The following is a 17,316-nucleotide window of genomic DNA, read 5'->3' as shown; positions in this document are numbered from 1 at the left end:
CGACGACGTTTGCAAGGACGATGACCCAATCCCGCTTCAACGATCCATAGGCTATCCAAAGAATGAGCCCGCTCGCGAGCCGACTAGCATCTTCAAGGAGAGGTCGTCGGTCGAGCCGGGCGAGCGCGCTTTGCGCACTTGCGGCAGGTAGGACAGAGATGTCAAACCGGCGGCGAGAACTCCCATGGCCTGAATGGCACTTTCCACCCGTCAGGCCTCCCGATAAAGTCGGACGACGATGTCGCCTGGAACCAGCACGTTCGCTGAGCTTGCCCGTGATCGCCACAGATCGATTCCGTCGACAGGTGGTGGCATCGGCAGCTCGCACTCGGCAAAGTTCGCCACAATCTGCAGCGTCTCGCCGTTAGCCGTCCGCCAGCGGACGTCCAGACCGCCACTCTGAATCGTCCCGCGCTCGGCTGTGACGAATCCGTGCTTGATTAGCGGAATGATCTGCTCCCGCCGAATCCTCAGCAGCTCGGCCGTCAGCGCCCGAAACTCGAGGCTTTCGGTTGCGCTGTCGATCCTCACCCAGTCCAGCTTGGACGCCAGGAATGTTCGTTCGTCGCAAGGATCCGGAATTCGGGCGCGCATCTCCGGCGTCGAGAACGCCTTGAAATGCGCGAACTCCCTGCGCCGGCCCTCGCGCGTCAGCTCCGCCGCCTCGCCGGACCAGTCCGCAAAGAACAGAAATGGAGTGTCGGCGGCTCCCTCCTCTCCCATGAACAGCATCGGGACGTGAGGATTGAGCAGAACGAGCGCAAGGGCCTGCTTAAGCTTTTCGGGACTGATCAGCACCGATAGTCGCTCCCCTAGCGCGCGATTGCCGATCTGATCGTGGTTCTGGGCGAAGAAGATGGTGGCCTCTGGCGGCAGGTACGCACTCGGCTCTCCGCGTGGAGCATCGTGCAGCGGAAAGACCTCGCCCTGATAGGCAAAGCCCTCGGTGAGGGAGCGCGCGAGATGGTCGAGCGGCTTGTCTGCGAAGGCGCGGTAATATCCCTCGTTCTCGCCCGTCAGAAGGACGTGGAGCGCATTGTGGAAATCGTCACCCCATTGCGCATCGTAGTGCTTGACCCGGCCCTGCCGGCGATCAAGAAGGTGCGCCTGGTTGGCCTCGTTCTCCAGCATCAGATGCACGCGCCTGCCTGCCAGTTGGCTGCGCACGGTCTCTGCCAGCTCGATGAGAAAATGACGGTCGGAATCGTCCTTCAAGGCATGCACTGCGTCGAGACGAAGTCCATCGAAGCCGTAATCGCGCAGCCACATGAGCGCGTTTTCGATCAGGAACTCGCGCACGAGCGCGCCATCACGACCTTCGAGGTTAACGGCAGGGCCCCAACCCGTGGCATGGCGCTTGGTGAAGAAGTTCTCGGCGTAGCTGTGCAGGTAGTTCAGCTGCGGCCCGAAATGGTTATAGACGACGTCGAGATAGACCATGATGTCGAGGGCATGCGCGGTGCGCAGCATCCGTTTGAGATCCTGCGGCCGGCCGTAGCGTGCGTTCGGTGCGTTCAGCAGCACGCCATCGTAACCCCAATTGTGGCGGCCCGGGACGTCGTTGAGCGGCATCAGCTCGATCGCGGTGATGCCAAGGTCGCGCAGATAGGGCAACCTTTTCTCGACGCCAACATAGGTACCCTCCTCGCTGAAGGCACCAACATGCAGCTCGTAGATGACGGCTTCCGGCCAGGGGCGGCCCGGGTATAAAATCCAATCCCGCAACAGCGCCGTGTCGATCACTTCACTGGGCTGACCGACATCGTCCGGCTGGAAACGGGAGGCTGGATCGGGAACGGTCAGATCGCCGTCGATCCTGAACTGGTAGCGCGTCCCGGCACGGGCGGTCGGACTGAGCAACTGATACCAACCGTCATCGTCGTGTGGCATGGAGCGTGGCGGCTGGCCGACTTCGAGCAATTCGACAGACCGAGCGGTCGGGGCCCAGAGATTGAACGAGATGCCATGGTCGATGATTTGAGGGCCATGGCGGCGCGCCTGTTCGGCTATTCCCAGTCTTTGTTCCAACCTGCTCGCCTTTCGCCTGCATGCCCGGAGCTTTGACATCCTCCGCTAGGCTCGATTTCACGATCGCTTAAGCATGCTCAGCACGGGAAAGCTGCGCTGCACGCATTGGTTCCTCGCAGACGGCATCGGACTGCGCGCTCAAGGACCTGTGTGCAGTTTTGGACCGAAGCTGAAAAATGTCTCTTCGGTGGCAGAACTCCGGGAAGTCTTTGCCGGGCATTCTCGACCTTCGGAATGAAGGACCGCTCGATCGCATGCGGGGCGCCGCCCTGGGCCAGGCCTTCAGTTGGGTCCATTCGGCGAGATCATACGCAGCCCTGTACAAGGCATCAGTCTAGGATACATGGGCGTACCTTCGTGCATTCAGCAGGCTGGTTCTGGAACAGAACGACCGGCCCGGCGGTTGCTCCGACAGACAGGAGTCATCCCCATGCAGCGCGCGAAGCGGCCGCCGATCCGCAACAAGCTGGACCTGACCGATCGGGCTCAGGTGCGCCTTGTCAAGAAGCGACTGCGTCTTTCCGACGCCGACCTCACGGCGATCGTTGGTCGGATCGGCAACTCCATTTCGGCAATCAACAAGGAAGCCGAGCAGCAAAGGGCTCGGGTGGTGACGCAGTCGGCCGATGCGTCTGCTGCCGCGGCGATCGCCCCCGCAGCGGCCACGGAGCAAACGGTTGGCGAGGCCGCTACAATCGCGCCGGCGTCCTGACGGACTCACTTCCTGGGGGAAGACATGGATCGACCAGTACATTCAGATGACGCCCTGACGAGGGCGGTATCGAGCCTACGCCGTTCCCGGATCACCGAGGGCAGATCCTTTCCGCTCGGTGCCACCTGGGACGGCCTCGGCGTGAATTTCGCGCTGTTTTCGGCCCACGCAACGAAAGTCGAGCTCTGCCTGTTTGACGATAGCGGCGAGACCGAACTGGAACGGATCGAGCTCCCGGAATACACAGACGAAGTCTGGCACGGCTATTTGCCCTCTGCCCGTCCCGGCACCGTCTACGGCTACCGCGTCCATGGCCCCTATGAACCCGACGCCGGGCACCGCTTCAATCCCCACAAGCTCGTGCTCGATCCCTACGCCCGGCAGCTGATCGGCCAGCTGCGTTGGGGCCCCGAGCTGTTCGGCTACGTCCTTGACCATGCTGACAAGGATTTGTCCTACGACGAACGCGACAGCGCGCCTTTGATGCAGAAGTGCGCGGTCATCGATCCCGCCTTCACCTGGGGCGCAGCGCGCAAGCCGGAAGTGCCGGGGAACGGACCATCGTCTACGAAATGCACGTCAGGGGTTTTACCCAGCTCCATCCGCTCGTCCCCGAAGCAGAGCGCGGCACGTTCTCCGGGCTAGCGCATTTCGAAATCCCGACCTATCTGCGCTCGCTGGGCATCACCAGCGCCGAGCTGTTGCCGATCCACGCCTTCGTCGACGACAGCTACCTGGTCGAGAAAGGCCTGCGCAACTATTGGGGCTACAACTCCATTGCGTTTTTCGCACCGGAGCCGCGCTACCTCAAGACGCCCTTTGCGACCGAATTCAAGGCCATGGTCAACCAGTTTCATGCCCACGGCATCGAAGTCATCCTCGACGTCGTCTATAATCACACCGCGGAAGGAAATGAACTCGGCCCGACTCTGTCGTTCAAGGGCATCGACAACGCCAGCTACTACCGCCTGCTGCCGGACAAAAACCGCTACTACATCAACGATACCGGCACCGGCAACACGGTGAACCTCTCACATCAGCGCGTGCTCCAGCTGGTTGCCGATTCCCTGCGCTATTGGGCTACCGAGATGCGGGTCGATGGCTTCCGTTTCGACCTTGCAACCATCCTGGCACGGGAGCCCTACGGCTTCGACGAAGGCGGCGGCTTCCTCGATGCGTGCCGCCAGGATCCCGTCCTCTCCGGTGTGAAGCTGATCGCCGAGCCCTGGGACATCGGGCCGGGCGGCTATCAAGTCGGTCAGTTTCCGCCGGGATGGGCAGAGTGGAACGACAAATTCAGGGACACCGCGCGTGCCTTCTGGAAGGGCGATCCGGGCACGATCTCCGACTTTGCCAAGCGTATTTCCGGGTCGGGTGATCTCTTCAACAAGCGTGGCCGCCGGCCCTGGGCCAGCGTCAACTTCGTCACAGCACACGACGGCTTCAATCTCAACGATCTCGTTTCGTACAATGACAAGCACAACGAGGCGAATGGCGAGGACAATCGCGACGGTCACAGCAACAACCATTCCTGGAACTGCGGCGCAGAGGGGCCGACCGACGACCCCGAGGTCGCGGTGCTGCGTGAGCGCCAAAAACGAAATCTGCTCGCGACGATGCTGCTCTCGCATGGCACGCCGATGCTGCTCGCCGGGGACGAATTCGGGCATACGCAAAAGGGCAACAACAATGCCTATGCGCAGGACAACGAGACCACTTGGCTGGAGTGGATGGGCATCACGGCCAATGGCCGCAGCCTTCGTGAGTTCGCGCGCAAGCTGATCGCCACACGCAAAGCGTTCCCCATTCTCTACCGCAGCCGTTTCCTGGTCGGCTCGCACAACGAAGATCTCGACGTCAAGGACGTGGCTTGGCTGTCTCCATCCGGCGAGGAGATGACGACGGAGCAATGGCAGGGCGGCAACGCTAAATGCTTCGGGATGCTGCTCGACGGGCGAGCGCAAGAGACCGGAATCCGGCGCCGCGGCTCGGATGCCACCATGCTTCTGGTCTACAACGCGCACCACGACGTCGTGAACTTCACATTGCCCGCCGTCGCCGACGGGCTGAGTTGGCTGGGCCTGATCGACACCAACCAGCCGGACGCGCGGATGGCCGAGTTCGAGTTCGGGCACGCTTATGCCGTGACGGGGCGATCGCTGCTGGTATTCGGGCTTGCCAACGACAATACCGCCACGCGCCGCTTGCGCCAGGGTCTTGGCGCGCTGCTGGATATCGCTGACACACCTCTGTCCGGCTAGACCGACGGGCCTCGAGGCGGAAGCTCAGCGGTCCACCTCTCCAAATACGATGTCCAGCGATCCCAATATCGCCGAGACGTCCGCGAGCAAATGCCCCTTGCAGAGGAAATCCATCGCCTGCAGATGGGCAACTCCGGGACCTGATCTTGCACTTGTAAGCCTTGTTGCTCCCGTCCGAGACCAGGAACACGCCGAACTCGCCCTTGGGTGCTTCAACCGCCACGTAGATTTCTCCGGCCGGAACGTGAAAGCCTTCCGTGTACAGCTTGAAATGATGGATGAGCGCCTCCATCGAGCGCTTCATCTCGCCGCGCCTGGGTGGCGCGACCGTGCTGTCCTGCACGAGCACCGGACCTCTTCCGTCCGGAGACTTCAGCTTCTCGATGCACTGCTTCATGATGCGGACGGACTGCCTCATCTCTTCCATGCGAATGAGATAGCGGTCGTAGCAATCCCCGTTCCTGCCGATCGGAATATCAAAATCCATTTCGGCATAGCAGCCGTAAGGCTGCGCCTTCCACAAGTCCCAGGCCGCTCCCGAGCCGCGCACCATAACGCCGGAAAAGCCCCAGGCCCAGGCCTGCTCGAGTGTCACCCTGCCGATATCCACATTGCGCGCCTTGAAGATCCGATTGAGCGAGAGCAACCGGTCGAGATCATCGACGACGCGCAGGAACGGATCGCACCAGGCCTCGATGTCGTCGATCAGCTTGGACGGAAGGTCCTGATGCACGCGCCCGGCCGGAAGTAGTTCGCGTGCATGCGGCTGCCGGACGCACGCTCGTAGAACACCATGAGCTTCTCGCGCTCTTCGAAGCCCCACAGCGGCGGGGTGAGCGCACCGACGTCCATGGCTTGCGTCGTGACGTTCAGAAGGTGAGACAGGATCCGGCTGATTTCGTGATAGAGTACCCTGATGAGCTGCCCGCGCCGCGGCACTTCAATGCCGATCGGTCTTTCGATCGCAAGACAGAAGGCATGCTCCTGCGTCAGGGGTGCGACGTAGTCGAGCCGATCGAAATATGGAATGGCCTGCAGATAGGTCTTGGCCTCGATTAGCTTCTCGGTGCCTCGATGCAGCAATCCGATAGGGGGTCGACGCGCGCGACGACTTCGCCGTCGTGCTCGAGCACGAGCCGCAGCACGCCATGGGCCGCCGGATGCTGAGGACCGAAATTGATGGTGAAATTTCTCAGGCTGGAGACTGTTTGGGCATTCTGCTTCCGATCGAACCGCCGAAGCGATCACCCTAGCCGCGATCAGCGAGAGCGGCTTCACACAGGTTAGTCGGACGCTGAATTCGCGAGATTCGAGTGCGCGCCGGGTTGGAACGTAAGGCTCACCGGCGGCGTTCAATGTCAAATTGGAGATTTCAAAGGAAGCATCGTTTGCTGATAGTTGCCGCCGACCTGTCGTTCGTGGCGAGCCTTGGCTCTTCGAGCTCCGCACTTGCCCAGGATCGCTACTGCCTCCAGGGCCGGACTTGGGGCTATCCTAGCAATTGCCAGTTCGCCAGTTACGGTCAATGCATGGAGAGCGCATCTGGCACGCACGCCTCTTGCGGCATCAATCCTCGATATGCCTATGCGCGCCGTCACAGGGGATATCGGTGATCAGCCCGACCTTCAGACTGCAACCGGACCCACCTTGACTGAGCGGACTGAGCCGAGCGGCATCGAGACGGCTGAGCCCCAGCTCACTGCCGTCGTATCCTCCGGCGGCCTCGGACTCGGAGCCTATCATGGCGGCGCGTTCGAAGCGCTCGCTTCTCATTCACCGCAGATCGATTGGGTGACCGGTACATCGGCTGGTGCGATCACGGCCGCACTGATCGCGGGAAGCCCGAGCGCCGACCGTATCCGAGCTCTAAATACTTACTGGCGGGGCGCGGGTGGCGCAGCCGTTCCGCCGAGTGCCGGCCGCTATCTGTTCGCCTGGCTGAGTTCGATCAATACGCGTTTGCTCGGCCAGGCCGGCTTCTTCCATCCCCGTCTCCCGCTTCCGGCACCTTATTTCGGTGGCCTGTACGATCTCGGCCCGACGCGCGAACGTCTTCGTCAGTTGATCGATTTCGGCCGCCTGAACGACGGTGATCCCCGCATCACGATCTGCGCCACCGACCTCGAAAGCGGCAATGCCGTACTATTCGACTCCTCGTCGGAACGGATCGAGATGGATCACATCCTCGCCAGTTGCGGGTTCCTCCCTGAGTTCGGGCCAGTGCAGATCGCTGGCCGGTGGCTCGGCGATGGCGGGTTCTCCCTGAACGCGCCATTCGAGCCCATCCTGGAGTCCTCGCGCCCGCTTCGCCTCTATGTGATCGAGCTCTTCGCACGCGACGGCAACGTGCCCGATGGGATCGAAGCCGCAGCCGAGCGCAAGAGTGACCTGACCTTCGGCAACCAGACCTTCCAGCGCCTAGGCCACGCTCTGGAAGCCCGCCAGCTTCGGGCCGAGCTGCAGGACCTTAGCCGCGACGACCTCGTCTATCTCTTGAGTTACCGCCCCGGCCGCGAGGAAGCCGGTCCCGAAAAATCTTTTGATCTTTCGCATGCGGCCATGGCGCAGCGGTGGCGGGCGGGCCTCCTGGACATGCAATATGCAGCGAGCCTCGCTCAGATCCGGAACGGGATCTGCACCGTGCGTCGGCGATAGCGTTGCTGCTCTACGAGCTTCGATCGATACGCTGGCGGACGTCGAGGAGAAATTGGGTTAGGCCATCGTCGGCGGCCATTCCCTCGAGCGGGGCAATGGTGGTGATGCCCCAGTTCGCCAATACGGCTTCCTGCACCGGATTGCGCTGGGCGACGAACACGAAGGATTTCGGCCGGTCCTGACGGTGGCCGGATTCATCCCAGATCTGCCAAATCCGGTGCAGCAGCAGCCGAATATTAGGATCGGACATGCTGTAGCCGACAAAGAGCAGCGTGCTTCCCAAAGCGTCGGCGCGAAAACGGATATCGAGCGGCGAATTGAAGGCCAACCGGTTGAGAAAGTCGGTCTCGGTCAGAACGAGCGAGGCATCGTCGTCGAAATCGCCGTGGAACTTGATGATGTGCGTGACGCCGGCGCCGGCGCTCGCGATCTCCTTTGCATTGCTGATCTTCGCGTAGGGCCTTTTCAGGACATCGAACGCCGTCTCGAGATTGCGATCATAATTCGTCGTGTAGATGATCGGGAAATCGAGCTCGACGATGATCCGGTGGAGCTTCGAGGTGGCGATCCTCTCTGGATCGACGCGCCAATTGCGATCGAGCCAACTGCGGAGCGGTCCGATGCCCCCACGCTGCAACCGGTAGTACTCCGCAAGCATCTGATAGCCGCCATGCATTCCGTCGACGACGTCGCGTTCGAGACCGAGATCGTCCAGCAGATGTTCGATCAACGACTGCCAAGAGGGCAATCCGACGGCCATCGAAACGCCGGCGCCGACGAACAGGACCGCGCGGCGCCGTTCTATCGCCGTCGCCAGAACGTCGTGAGGCTGCCGCTCCTCAGATGCGAGCCCTGTCGGTCTTTGGTTCATCTAGCTGGAATGATTTCGCGGGACGCGGGTTCCTGGATCAGAAGCCCGCCTGCCGCGCAGCAGCGCGGACGTGCTCTTTTCCGTTCGCGCCGCGAAGCGGGCGATCAATCGCCGGAGCTCCGCTTTATGCACCAGATGCGCCGCCCTTTCCGCGGAGACCCAGATGGCTTCGCGCTCCCCTTTTTCGGGCCACCAGCGCTCCTGACCATGAACCTTCATTGGGAAGACCGCAACGTCCATGGTCCGCTTGCGGTCGCCCTTCCGCTTGCGATGCTTGAAGCTGCCCATCGCGCGTGTCGCGATGACGCCGATCAGACCCGCCTCCTCATAAGCCTCCAGTGCAGCCGTGAGGTACGGCTCCTTGTTACGCATGGGGGATCCCTTCGGGACACTCCATCTGCGCTTGCGCCTGGTCGTGATCAGCAGCACGCGCAGCTCGGAATTGTCCAGACGAAACGGCAGAGCGGCGAACTGCTTCTTTCCCATCAAGTTACTCCTGGTCGGGGATTGATAAGCCAACCCCACAAGCATGGTTCCTGTCCGCCAATGGCGTTTGCGCAGCAGTCAAAACTTCCGCTCGACCATCTTGAGGTGCAAGGCCGAGATTGCTTCTCCGGGGTTCAAACCTTTCGGACAGACCTTCGCACAATTGAGGATGGTGCGACAACGATAGATCCTGAAGGGGTCCTCGAGCATATCGAGGCGCTCGCCTGTCACCTCATCCAGCGCGCCGCCTAGAAAGCCTGAACTCGACCATGGTTTACCTCCACCCGTCAGCCGGGCGCAAAGCAGCGCCATTGCAGGAGATCGTCCAACGACAGGCCGAACACAGCGACGCGGAACGCAGGCGCGATCGCAAACAGAAGCAGCAAGAGGAAGATGGCGTAGACAAGCATCGGCGGCGTGTTTCTAACGAGCCTGTTGGCTGCCTTCCGCATGCTCTCCCTCCTGTGCACCTGCGCGCGCCATTGTGGCACCGATGACAGCCATAGTAGCTCCCCATAACAAGAAGCCGATATCCCAGAAGACGCGATGTCCCTCAGGCACCGTCTCATTCACCTGATGCAGCCGGAGGATCTCATGATTGATCACGCCTTCGACCAAATTGAAGATTCCCCACCCCAGCAGCATCGTGCCGAGACAATGCCAGCTCGACCAGCGCAACTCGCGGCTGCGCGCCCGCTGCCACAGTCCATAAAGCCCTGCGAGCAGGAGAACGTAGGCGCCGCTGTGGAATATGCCCGTCCCAGGTGGTGTTGAGCCTGATGTTATCGATGGAGTCGAGAGGATACCAGCCGCTTAACATATGATGCCACTGCAGCAGCTGATGAAATGCGATACCGTCGAAGAACGCACCGAGCCCAAGTCCCAGAAGGATGCCCGCGGACGTCGGGTAGCTACCTGATTTGTTGTCTTGCATGAATGAACTCGTGCACGGACCCGGCACTTTTGACGCGACAATAAGCCATCGCACACGGAAGCGTTCCTACGATAGTCGGCTGCCGCCGCGCAAAGCGTGCGCATCGAAGCGCCAATTTCAATGAGACTAACATGCGTTAAACGGCCCCCGCCGTTTAGCGGCACGCCCCGTTGCGTGTCGATCTTCTAGGAACGCCCGAACCGTTGACGCGTCTGTCATCCACCAATTGGAGATTCAAGATGCTAAGAAGATCATTTTTGCTGGCTTTGGGCGGGCTCGGGTTATCGGCTTACACGGCTCACGCCAGAGCCATTCCGCGAGCGGACCCGGACTGCCGATTTGATGGGCGGTTCGTTCGCGATGCGGACAACTCAGATTGAGCGGCATCTTGCGATCCTCACGAGTTTCAAAGAATTGGGCTAGCGGCAAGCACTCGCTCAAAGCCGGTCGACGTTCGCTGGCCGGCCGGCCCAATGCAACTGAAGTCAGAACCCGGAGTAACTGCCATGGCATACGCCCTGTTCAAGGACGGGGAAAAGCTGAGCCGAACGTTTCCGACAAAGGAGGAAGCGTTCGAGAAGGCCGATGAGGCTGGACTGGTTGAACACCGTGACGATCAGCCGACGCTCGAGGATGAGCTCAAGATCAAGCCGTGTTCGCCAGACCCTGAACATCGCGACGACTCAGATCTCGACTGGACGCCGGACAAGCCGGCGTCCTGATCTGCTATTAACATCCTCTGCAAATGCCTTTGATCTTTCGATCGACATCGGAGTTCCCGGAGCTTTCCGATCGGATCTGATCGTCGCCCTGCAGCGACGCGCCCGCGGTGACCGTTCCGTCGATCCGTCCGCTGTTGGTGCCGCCGGCGAGATTGCCGGGTCGCTCGACGGTGGTCGATCCGCGCGGGCCGGACCCGCCGCTCGATTGCGCTGTGCCGGCGGCGTTGGTTCCGGGGGCTGTTGTGCCTCCGGACACGCTGCCGGCAGAGCCGCTCGCAGCGCCCGCGCCCGCACCGCCCCCCGAACCTCCACCACTTCCGCCCCTCCCTGCGCAGCAGCAGGTCCCGTCGAAGCTGCTGCCAGCATGCAACTAAAATGAGAGCTGACCTGGTTACGGGCATCGAATTCTCCTCTTGCTCATGTCCCGGAGGGCTGATCGCCGCAGCTCAAACCGACGCAGACAGCCGCAAGGAACGACCGATCTGGGCTTTGGTTGGACAGAGCCAGAGGGCGCTATCACCCTGTCATCTGAATGAGGACCACATGCCAAAGGCAGCTGAGAACGATCCCCCGCGGCAGCAAACCGACATGCCGACGCACAGGCAGACTAACGAGCCCTGGCAGGGCAATCCCGAAAAGGAGCAGATCGACCCGGAACGACCTCCGATCGACCTGGAGCGGTGGCAGAAGTCGAACACGCATTAGGTAACACGACGCGCTCGCAGCCGCCTGCGTGTTCTCAGCAAGCATCAAGGTCATGGATGATGGGCTGGAGCGGGCCACTGCGATCCAGTTCGAGCGTAGCAACCGTGATCGGCAGCTGGAAGCGCCTCTTCCCGGCGCTTCCTGGATTGAGGTAGAGCACCCCGTCGGCCACCTCGATACGTACGCGGTGCGAATGGCCGGAAATCACGACGTCTATGCCGGGTTCGACCGTCCCAGCCTTCAGCTCGTTCAGGTCGTGAAGGACGTAGACGCGTCGGCCGCCGAGATGCAGCGTCTCGGTTTCCGGAAACTCTTTGGCCCACTCGTCCCGATCGACATTCCCCCGGATTGCGGTGACGGGCGCAATCCAGCGCAGACCGTCCACAACGTCCAGAGCGCCGATATCCCCGGCATGGATGATGTGCGACACCCCGGCGAAGCAGCGTGCGACCTCCGGCCTCAGCAGTTCGTGCGTGTCGGAGATCACCCCGATCTTCATGCGAGGTCACTCATCAATGCAGGACATCCAGTGAACACCCGCCCGGCCTCATCGCCATCCTGATTCGTGACGAGGATAGAGAAGTGACGGCCCGCGAGTTCGGGCCGGTCTTTCAGGAGACGCCCTTCAATCTCCTCCGCGACATCCAGAGCGTTGATGTCATCGGGCACTCGGCCCCTCCTTCGTCGGCTACGATCTTAGAATCCACAAGGTCGAAATGATAACGCGGCAAGTCAATCCCTCAAGTTCGCCCGCAGGAACGTGCGGTCGCAGGCCTTCGTTCCGACGCGAAGGGCACGGCTGTTGCCGCATCCGAGAGGAACCTGCCCGTCAGCGAGGCATTGCAGCGTCGACCACCGGCACTCGGGAGCTGAACATGCTGGAAGAGTTGCGCGTGCTTGCCCAACCGGGCGCAATTGTCGCCGTTGCCCTGGTCCTGTTGTTGATGGCAGCGGGAGACGCGGCCATCGTGATCGCCGCCAAAGGCTGGCCGTTCTGACTTGAGGGTGCGGTGAGGACTGGGTCGGGTTCACGACCTCGATCGCCTGAATAGGAACCTTTGTAGGATGGACCGGTTCCGCTCTGAAGCGGAGCACGCGAAGCGTCTATGCAGGTCTGGTTGCAAAGGGGTCTGGTGTTATGCATGCCCTACCTGCTGGCTGCGTGCGCCGGCCGGCAGTCAGCGCTCGACCCGCAAGGGCTCCAATCCGAGCAGATCCAGCAGACGCTCTTCATCTTTCTCGCGGTCGCGGCGGTCGTATGGATCGCGGTCATGATTGTGCTCGCCTTAAGCATGTTGCGTCGAAAGCGCCTGGCCGATCAGCCGCTGGACCTCCATCAAGGCTTTGAAGAGCGCACCGGTCAGATCATTCTCGGGCTAGGAATTGTCACCACCGTCATCGTGCTCGGCCTGTCCATCGTCAGTTATGCCGGGCAGGGAACTATCTTTGCCAAGGACGAACACCCCCTCACGCTCAAGATCATCGGGCATCAATGGTGGTGGGAGGTCCGCTACGAGGATGATAGTCCGCATCGGAGCTTCGTGACGGCGAACGAGATCCGCATTCCAACCGGCCGACCGGTAAAGGTCGAGCTCGAAACTGCCGACGTGATCCATAGTTTTTGGGTGCCGAGCCTGACCGGGAAGATTGACCTCATCACCGGGCAAAAGAACGAGCTGCAATTCACCGCGAAGAACGCCGGCGTCTATCGCGGACAATGCGCCGAATTTTGTGGGCTTCAGCACGCACATATGGCGTTTGCGGTCATCGCGCTGCCACCTGACGAGTTCGCTCGCTGGCGCGAACACGAAAACCATGGTGCGAGCAGCCCTACGGATCAGCTCGGCAAGCAGGGCGAGGCTCTGTTCCGAGCACGCGGCTGCGCCTTGTGCCACAACATCAGCGGCACGCTGGCGGGCGGACAGTTGGGCCCGGATCTCACGCATATAGGCAACCGAGTGACGATTGCGGCGGGAACGCTGCCGAATAGGCCGGCCACGCTCGGCGCGTGGATCGCCGATTCCCAGCACATCAAGCCCGGCAATCTCATGCCGAAGATGCCGCTGCAGTCGGGTGAACTCATCGCGATCATTCACTATCTGGAGCAGCTCAAGTGAGCATGGCCGCCGAACCACGCGAGTTGCGCGACGACGTCCTCAATGGCCTTCAATTGTCCACGCAGCTGGAGCGCGTGTGGCGCACGCCGTCGGGGTTTCTCGGCGCACTCATGTCGGTCGATCACAAGGTCGTAGGACGGCGCTATATCGTCACCGCGTTCGTCTTCCTGCTTCTCGGCGGCATTCTCGCGATCCTGATGCGCATCCAGCTTGCCGGACCCGAGAAGACATTTCTCTCGGCAGACAAGTACAATCAAGTCTTCACGATGCACGGCTCGACCATGATGTTCCTGTTCGCCGTGCCGGTCATGGAGGCGTTCGCGGTCTATCTGGTGCCGCTGATGGTCGGCACACGGAACATCGCCTTCCCCCGGCTGAATGCCTTCAGCTACTGGATGTTTCTGTTCGGCGGCTGCTTCCTGTGGATTTCCTTTGCGCTCAATGTCGGTCCGGATGTCGGCTGGTTTGCCTATGTCCCGCTCTCCTCGCTGCAATACACGCCGACGAAGCGCCCGGACGTCTGGGCGCAAATGATCACCTTTACTGAGGTCGCTGCGCTCGCAGTCTCGGTGGAAATCGTCGTCACCGTGTTCAAGCAGCGCGCACCCGGCATGACGCTTGACCGCATTCCCCTGTTTGTATGGGCGATGCTGGTGACGAGCTTCCTGGTGATGTTTGCGATGCCCTCGATCATGGTCGCATCCACGTCGCTGATCCTGGACCGCCTCGTCAACACCCGCTTCTATGACTCCTCCTCGGGCGGACATCCCCTGCTCTGGCAGCACCTGTTCTGGTTCTTCGGTCATCCCGAGGTATACATCATCTTCATCCCGGGCACCGGCATGGTCTCGGCCATCCTTGCGACCTTCGCGCGGCGGCCGGTGGTAGGCTATCCCGTTGTCATACTCTCGCTGATCGCGACCGGATTCCTGTCGTTTGGCCTGTGGGTCCACCACATGTTCGTCACGGGCCTGCCCCAGCTCGGCGCCGGCCTGTTCACGGCCTCCAGCATGCTGATCGCGGTCCCGAGCGGGCTGCAGATTTTCTGCTGGCTGGCGACACTTTGGGACGGCCGGCCGGTCTACCGAACGCCGTTGTTGTTCGTGATCGGCTTCGTCGTTATCTTCGTGCTGGGCGGGCTGTCAGGCGTGATGGTCGCCTCGGTGCCGATCGACACCCAAGTGCACGATACCTATTTCGTCGTTGCCCACTTCCACTATGTCCTGATCGGTGGCGCGGTCTTCCCACTGATTGGCGCCGTCTATTACTGGTTTCCCAAGATTGCCGGCCGCATGCTGAGCGAGCGCCTCGGCCGCTGGAACTTCTGGCTCGCCTTCATCGGCTTCAACGTCGCGTTCTTTCCGATGCACATCCTCGGGCTGATCGGGATGCCGCGCCGCGTCTACACTTATACTGCGGACATGGACTGGGCACACTTGAACCTGTTGTCCAGCGGCGGCGCGCTCATCTTCGCCCTCAGCTTTGCTCTGTTGCTGGTCAATGTGATCTACAGCCTGCGTAAGGCCGAGCTTGCCGGCGATAATCCGTGGAATGCCTCGACGCTGGAATGGGCGACCTCCTCGCCGCCGCCGCCGCAAAATTTCGACCGCATCCCGGTCGTCAAACACCGCGACCCGCTGTGGGCTGACAACGAAAGCCTGCCCGTGGTCGCCGGCCTCAGCGCCGAGCGGCGCGAAGTGCTGCTGACTTCGCTTGCGGAAGCCGAGCCGCAAATCCGCGAGGCATCGCCCGAGCCGAGCATCTGGCCGTTGCTCACGGCCATCGCAACCACCGTGTTCTTCATCGGCTCGATCTTCACCCCTTGGGCGGTGCTCTGGGGCACACCGCCGATGGCCGTTGCCCTGATCGGCTGGTTCTGGCCGACCGGCAGCAAGGAGGACGAAGAGTGAGACAGAACATCGTCCGCAACGTCTCCGAGTTGCCGACTTACGGCTACGGTCCGCGCAGCGGACCGTGGTGGGGCGCCATTGGCTTCATGGCGCTCGAAGGCATGGGGTTTGCGATCGCTATCGGCGCCTATCTCTACCTCTACGCGGTCAATCCAAATTGGCCGATCGGCGCCTCGCCACCCGATCTCTGGCCCGGCACGGCCGAGGTCGCAATCTATCTGCTCAGCATCATCCCGAACGAGATGACCAATCGCGCCGCGCACCGGCAGGACCTTGCGAAGGTGCGGACCGGACTCATCGTGATGGTTATGATAGGCACCGCCCTGCTTGTTCTGCGCGGTTTCGAGTTCGCGCATCTCAACACGAGGTGGGATAATTCCGCATACGGGTCGATCGTGTGGCTCATTCTGGGACTTCATACGACCCACCTTGCCACCGATGTTGGCGACACAGTCGTGCTGGCAGTGCTGATGTTCACCCGCCATGCAAAACCGCGCAGGTTCAGCGACGTCAGTGACAACGTGTTCTACTGGAACTTCGTCGTGCTTGCCTGGCTGCCACTCTATGTCCTGCTCGATTGGGTGCCACGCCTATGACTGAAGCCGAGCATTCCAGACTGCTGTACTGGGCCGGTGTTGCTCTTGGTCCCCTCGCCGGGGGCATCAATCTGCAGGGCGTCTACGTCTTCGCACACTTCTCCTGCGAGACCACCAGGATCAGCGGCACGATCATGAGCGTGCTTCTGGCTATCGTCGCGCTGGCGGGCACCGCGATATCGGCCCGAGCGGTTCGGCGCAGCGCCGGAGCCGAATGGGCGGAGGTGCAAGGTGGTGGGTCCAGAACGTTCATGGCTTGGGTCGGCGTCGGCAGCGGAGTGCTGTTCGCACTGGTGATCGCGAACCAACTCGCAGCATCGCTGATGATCAGCCCATGCCTGCGCTGAGCCTCGCAACGTTGCTGCTTGCGCTGCTCGCGAGGCCAGCCGCCGCGCACGGACTATCCGACGTCGATGCGGGATCACTCTGGAGCTACGATCCCTGGCTCATGGCTCCGCTCTATGCCATCGGCATCGCCTTTTATGTTGGGACACAGCGGCTCTGGGCGCATGCAGGAGGCGGGCGTGGCGTCAGTTTCCGACAGGTCGCCGCGTTCTGGACAGGCTGGCTGGTTGTCGCACTTGCCGTGACATCGCCGCTGCATTGGCTAGGCGAGCGGCTGTTCACTGCGCACATGGTCGAGCACGGGCTGCTCATGATCGTCGCGGCACCTCTGATGGCGTTCGCCAGGATCAATGGTCCTCTGCTGTGGAGCCTGCCAACCTCGTTTCGTCCTACTGCAGGGCGCATTCTCAAGTCGTCGCTCCTGGCTTTACCGTGGGGCTTCGTCAGCCATCCCATGAGCGCGGCCGCCCTCCACGGGGCAGCGCTCTGGGTCTGGCATGCACCACCCCTCTACGCTTGGGCGCTCGAGAACACCGCGGTCCATCGGCTCCAGCACATCAGCTTCTTCGTGACCGCACTGCTATTCTGGTGGGTGTTGCTGCACGGCCGCGGACCGGGCCGCAGCACCCGCATTCGGGACGGTATCGCGGTCGCGTGCCTCTTCATCACCATCCTGCATTCCGGCGTGCTTGGCGCGCTGCTGACGGTGTCGACGCGGCTCTGGATCCCGGGCCAAGGCGCGCTTGCCGGCGAATTCGGCCTCTCGCCACTCGAAGATCAGCAGCTCGCCGGCATCCTGATGTGGGTGCCGATGGGCATCCTCTATACGGGCGCTGCATTATTCTTTGCTCACCGGTGGCTGACAGTGAACGACAGCCATCCCTTGCCGCTCCTTCAACCTCCTGGGCTGAACGATCCTGCATAGGAACCGCGACTTCTCTTCGAACGTTTCGCCTCCTGAGACACACCAAGGA

General features: G+C 61.6%; 18 protein-coding genes and 4 pseudogenes. 12 read left to right on the top strand and 10 right to left on the bottom strand.

The features are described from left to right. Positions 1–51: 51 nt before the first annotated feature. Both IVB26_RS40375 and treZ read right to left on the bottom strand, forming a co-directional pair. Positions 52–186 carry a PQ-loop domain-containing transporter gene (locus IVB26_RS40375; protein ID WP_247973916.1) on the bottom strand — a complete coding sequence of 45 codons (135 nt, stop codon included), beginning with the start codon at positions 184–186 and terminating at the stop codon, positions 52–54. 24 nt (positions 187–210) lie between these two features. After that, a complete protein-coding gene (gene treZ / locus IVB26_RS40370) occupies positions 211–2,028 on the bottom strand; it encodes a malto-oligosyltrehalose trehalohydrolase (RefSeq protein WP_247973449.1) in 1,818 nt (605 codons plus the stop codon). 430 nt (positions 2,029–2,458) lie between these two features. Between treZ and IVB26_RS40365 the strand changes: the two genes are divergently transcribed. After that, on the top strand, positions 2,459–2,740 hold the full coding sequence (locus tag IVB26_RS40365; RefSeq protein WP_247973448.1) for a DUF3606 domain-containing protein: 282 nt from the start codon (positions 2,459–2,461) through the stop codon (positions 2,738–2,740). Positions 2,741–2,764: 24 nt separating this feature from the next. After that, positions 2,765–5,001, top strand: a pseudogene (gene glgX, locus IVB26_RS40360) (glycogen debranching protein GlgX). A 24-nt stretch (positions 5,002–5,025) separates the two neighbouring features. Here glgX and IVB26_RS40355 read toward each other — a convergent pair. Next, positions 5,026–6,197 (bottom strand): annotated as a pseudogene (locus IVB26_RS40355) (NADH-quinone oxidoreductase subunit D). Positions 6,198–6,356: 159 nt separating this feature from the next. Here IVB26_RS40355 and IVB26_RS40350 point away from each other — a divergent pair. Together IVB26_RS40350 and IVB26_RS40345 are read left to right on the top strand one after the other, a co-directional pair. Further along, positions 6,357–6,614 (top strand): DUF3551 domain-containing protein, encoded by a 258-nt coding sequence (locus IVB26_RS40350; RefSeq protein ID WP_247973447.1) that lies wholly within the window; start codon positions 6,357–6,359, stop codon positions 6,612–6,614. A 34-nt stretch (positions 6,615–6,648) separates the two neighbouring features. Further along, positions 6,649–7,656 carry a patatin-like phospholipase family protein gene (locus tag IVB26_RS40345; RefSeq protein ID WP_247973446.1) on the top strand — a complete coding sequence of 336 codons (1,008 nt, stop codon included), beginning with the start codon at positions 6,649–6,651 and terminating at the stop codon, positions 7,654–7,656. Positions 7,657–7,666: 10 nt separating this feature from the next. Here the strand turns inward: IVB26_RS40345 and IVB26_RS40340 are convergent, their stop codons facing one another. From IVB26_RS40340 to IVB26_RS40320, 5 genes and pseudogenes are all read right to left on the bottom strand, one after another. After that, a complete protein-coding gene (locus IVB26_RS40340) occupies positions 7,667–8,527 on the bottom strand; it encodes an SIR2 family NAD-dependent protein deacylase (RefSeq protein ID WP_247973445.1) in 861 nt (286 codons plus the stop codon). Beyond that, positions 8,528–9,013, bottom strand: coding sequence for an NUDIX hydrolase (locus IVB26_RS40335; protein WP_247973444.1), 486 nt, complete (start codon positions 9,011–9,013; stop codon positions 8,528–8,530). 78 nt (positions 9,014–9,091) lie between these two features. Continuing rightward, positions 9,092–9,283, bottom strand: a pseudogene (locus tag IVB26_RS40330) (succinate dehydrogenase iron-sulfur subunit); the annotation flags it as partial. Between the two features lie 17 nt (positions 9,284–9,300). Next, complete coding sequence (locus tag IVB26_RS40325; RefSeq protein ID WP_247973443.1) at positions 9,301–9,465, bottom strand: hypothetical protein; 165 nt, start codon at positions 9,463–9,465, stop codon at positions 9,301–9,303. After that, positions 9,437–9,947, bottom strand: a pseudogene (locus tag IVB26_RS40320) (DUF2243 domain-containing protein). The gene IVB26_RS40325 and the pseudogene IVB26_RS40320 overlap by 29 nt, the downstream one beginning before the upstream one ends. Before the next feature lie 506 nt (positions 9,948–10,453). Between IVB26_RS40320 and IVB26_RS40315 the strand changes: the two are divergent. Further along, positions 10,454–10,669: a hypothetical protein gene (locus IVB26_RS40315; protein WP_247973442.1), complete on the top strand. Its 216-nt coding sequence runs from the start codon at positions 10,454–10,456 to the stop codon at positions 10,667–10,669. 543 nt (positions 10,670–11,212) lie between these two features. Beyond that, the gene (locus tag IVB26_RS40310; RefSeq protein WP_247973441.1) at positions 11,213–11,374 is read left to right on the top strand and encodes a hypothetical protein; all 162 of its coding nucleotides are present in this window, start codon (positions 11,213–11,215) and stop codon (positions 11,372–11,374) included. Between the two features lie 34 nt (positions 11,375–11,408). Here the strand turns inward: IVB26_RS40310 and IVB26_RS40305 are convergent, their stop codons facing one another. Together IVB26_RS40305 and IVB26_RS40300 are read right to left on the bottom strand one after the other, a co-directional pair. Continuing rightward, entirely contained in the window at positions 11,409–11,873 is a 465-nt protein-coding gene (locus IVB26_RS40305) for a metallophosphoesterase family protein (protein WP_247973440.1), read from the bottom strand. Then, positions 11,870–12,043, bottom strand: a complete 174-nt coding sequence (locus tag IVB26_RS40300) for a hypothetical protein (RefSeq protein ID WP_247973439.1) — start codon at positions 12,041–12,043, stop codon at positions 11,870–11,872. Before IVB26_RS40300 ends, IVB26_RS40305 begins: the two co-directional genes overlap by 4 nt. A 206-nt stretch (positions 12,044–12,249) precedes the next feature. On the opposite strand from IVB26_RS40300, the gene IVB26_RS43075 reads away from it, so the two are divergent. From IVB26_RS43075 to IVB26_RS40275, 6 genes are all read left to right on the top strand, one after another. Beyond that, positions 12,250–12,372: a hypothetical protein gene (locus tag IVB26_RS43075; protein ID WP_256468929.1), complete on the top strand. Its 123-nt coding sequence runs from the start codon at positions 12,250–12,252 to the stop codon at positions 12,370–12,372. Between the two features lie 144 nt (positions 12,373–12,516). Next, a complete protein-coding gene (gene coxB, locus IVB26_RS40295; protein ID WP_247973438.1) occupies positions 12,517–13,491 on the top strand; it encodes a cytochrome c oxidase subunit II in 975 nt (324 codons plus the stop codon). A gap of 2 nt (positions 13,492–13,493) precedes the next feature. Further along, positions 13,494–15,401, top strand: a complete 1,908-nt coding sequence (gene ctaD, locus IVB26_RS40290; protein ID WP_247973915.1) for a cytochrome c oxidase subunit I — start codon at positions 13,494–13,496, stop codon at positions 15,399–15,401. After that, complete coding sequence (locus IVB26_RS40285; protein ID WP_247973437.1) at positions 15,398–15,997, top strand: cytochrome c oxidase subunit 3; 600 nt, start codon at positions 15,398–15,400, stop codon at positions 15,995–15,997. Before ctaD ends, IVB26_RS40285 begins: the two co-directional genes overlap by 4 nt. After that, entirely contained in the window at positions 15,994–16,344 is a 351-nt protein-coding gene (locus IVB26_RS40280) for a hypothetical protein (protein ID WP_247973436.1), read from the top strand. Before IVB26_RS40285 ends, IVB26_RS40280 begins: the two co-directional genes overlap by 4 nt. Beyond that, positions 16,332–17,267 (top strand): cytochrome c oxidase assembly protein, encoded by a 936-nt coding sequence (locus IVB26_RS40275; RefSeq protein ID WP_247973435.1) that lies wholly within the window; start codon positions 16,332–16,334, stop codon positions 17,265–17,267. The genes IVB26_RS40280 and IVB26_RS40275 overlap by 13 nt, the downstream gene beginning before the upstream one ends. Positions 17,268–17,316: the final 49 nt, after the last annotated feature.

The sequence above is a fragment of the Bradyrhizobium sp. 195 genome, from assembly GCF_023101665.1.
Taxonomy (GTDB): Bacteria; Pseudomonadota; Alphaproteobacteria; order Rhizobiales; family Xanthobacteraceae; genus Bradyrhizobium.
Note: the sequence above shows the minus strand (reverse complement) of the source record. Positions and strands in the feature narration are given on the sequence as shown.

Coding starts and splice junctions, on each gene's coding strand:
- IVB26_RS40365 (WP_247973448.1), top strand. CDS start 2,459: ATGCAGCGCGCGAAGCGGCCGCCGATCCGCAACAAGCTGGACCTGACC.
- IVB26_RS40275 (WP_247973435.1), top strand. CDS start 16,332: ATGCCTGCGCTGAGCCTCGCAACGTTGCTGCTTGCGCTGCTCGCGAGG.
- IVB26_RS43075 (WP_256468929.1), top strand. CDS start 12,250: ATGCTGGAAGAGTTGCGCGTGCTTGCCCAACCGGGCGCAATTGTCGCC.
- IVB26_RS40305 (WP_247973440.1), bottom strand. CDS start 11,873: ATGAAGATCGGGGTGATCTCCGACACGCACGAACTGCTGAGGCCGGAG.
- IVB26_RS40310 (WP_247973441.1), top strand. CDS start 11,213: ATGCCAAAGGCAGCTGAGAACGATCCCCCGCGGCAGCAAACCGACATG.
- ctaD (WP_247973915.1), top strand. CDS start 13,494: ATGGCCGCCGAACCACGCGAGTTGCGCGACGACGTCCTCAATGGCCTT.
- IVB26_RS40280 (WP_247973436.1), top strand. CDS start 15,994: ATGACTGAAGCCGAGCATTCCAGACTGCTGTACTGGGCCGGTGTTGCT.
- IVB26_RS40375 (WP_247973916.1), bottom strand. CDS start 186: ATGGGAGTTCTCGCCGCCGGTTTGACATCTCTGTCCTACCTGCCGCAA.
- coxB (WP_247973438.1), top strand. CDS start 12,517: ATGCCCTACCTGCTGGCTGCGTGCGCCGGCCGGCAGTCAGCGCTCGAC.
- IVB26_RS40350 (WP_247973447.1), top strand. CDS start 6,357: ATGTCAAATTGGAGATTTCAAAGGAAGCATCGTTTGCTGATAGTTGCC.
- IVB26_RS40335 (WP_247973444.1), bottom strand. CDS start 9,013: ATGGGAAAGAAGCAGTTCGCCGCTCTGCCGTTTCGTCTGGACAATTCC.
- IVB26_RS40325 (WP_247973443.1), bottom strand. CDS start 9,465: ATGCGGAAGGCAGCCAACAGGCTCGTTAGAAACACGCCGCCGATGCTT.
- IVB26_RS40315 (WP_247973442.1), top strand. CDS start 10,454: ATGGCATACGCCCTGTTCAAGGACGGGGAAAAGCTGAGCCGAACGTTT.
- IVB26_RS40340 (WP_247973445.1), bottom strand. CDS start 8,527: ATGAACCAAAGACCGACAGGGCTCGCATCTGAGGAGCGGCAGCCTCAC.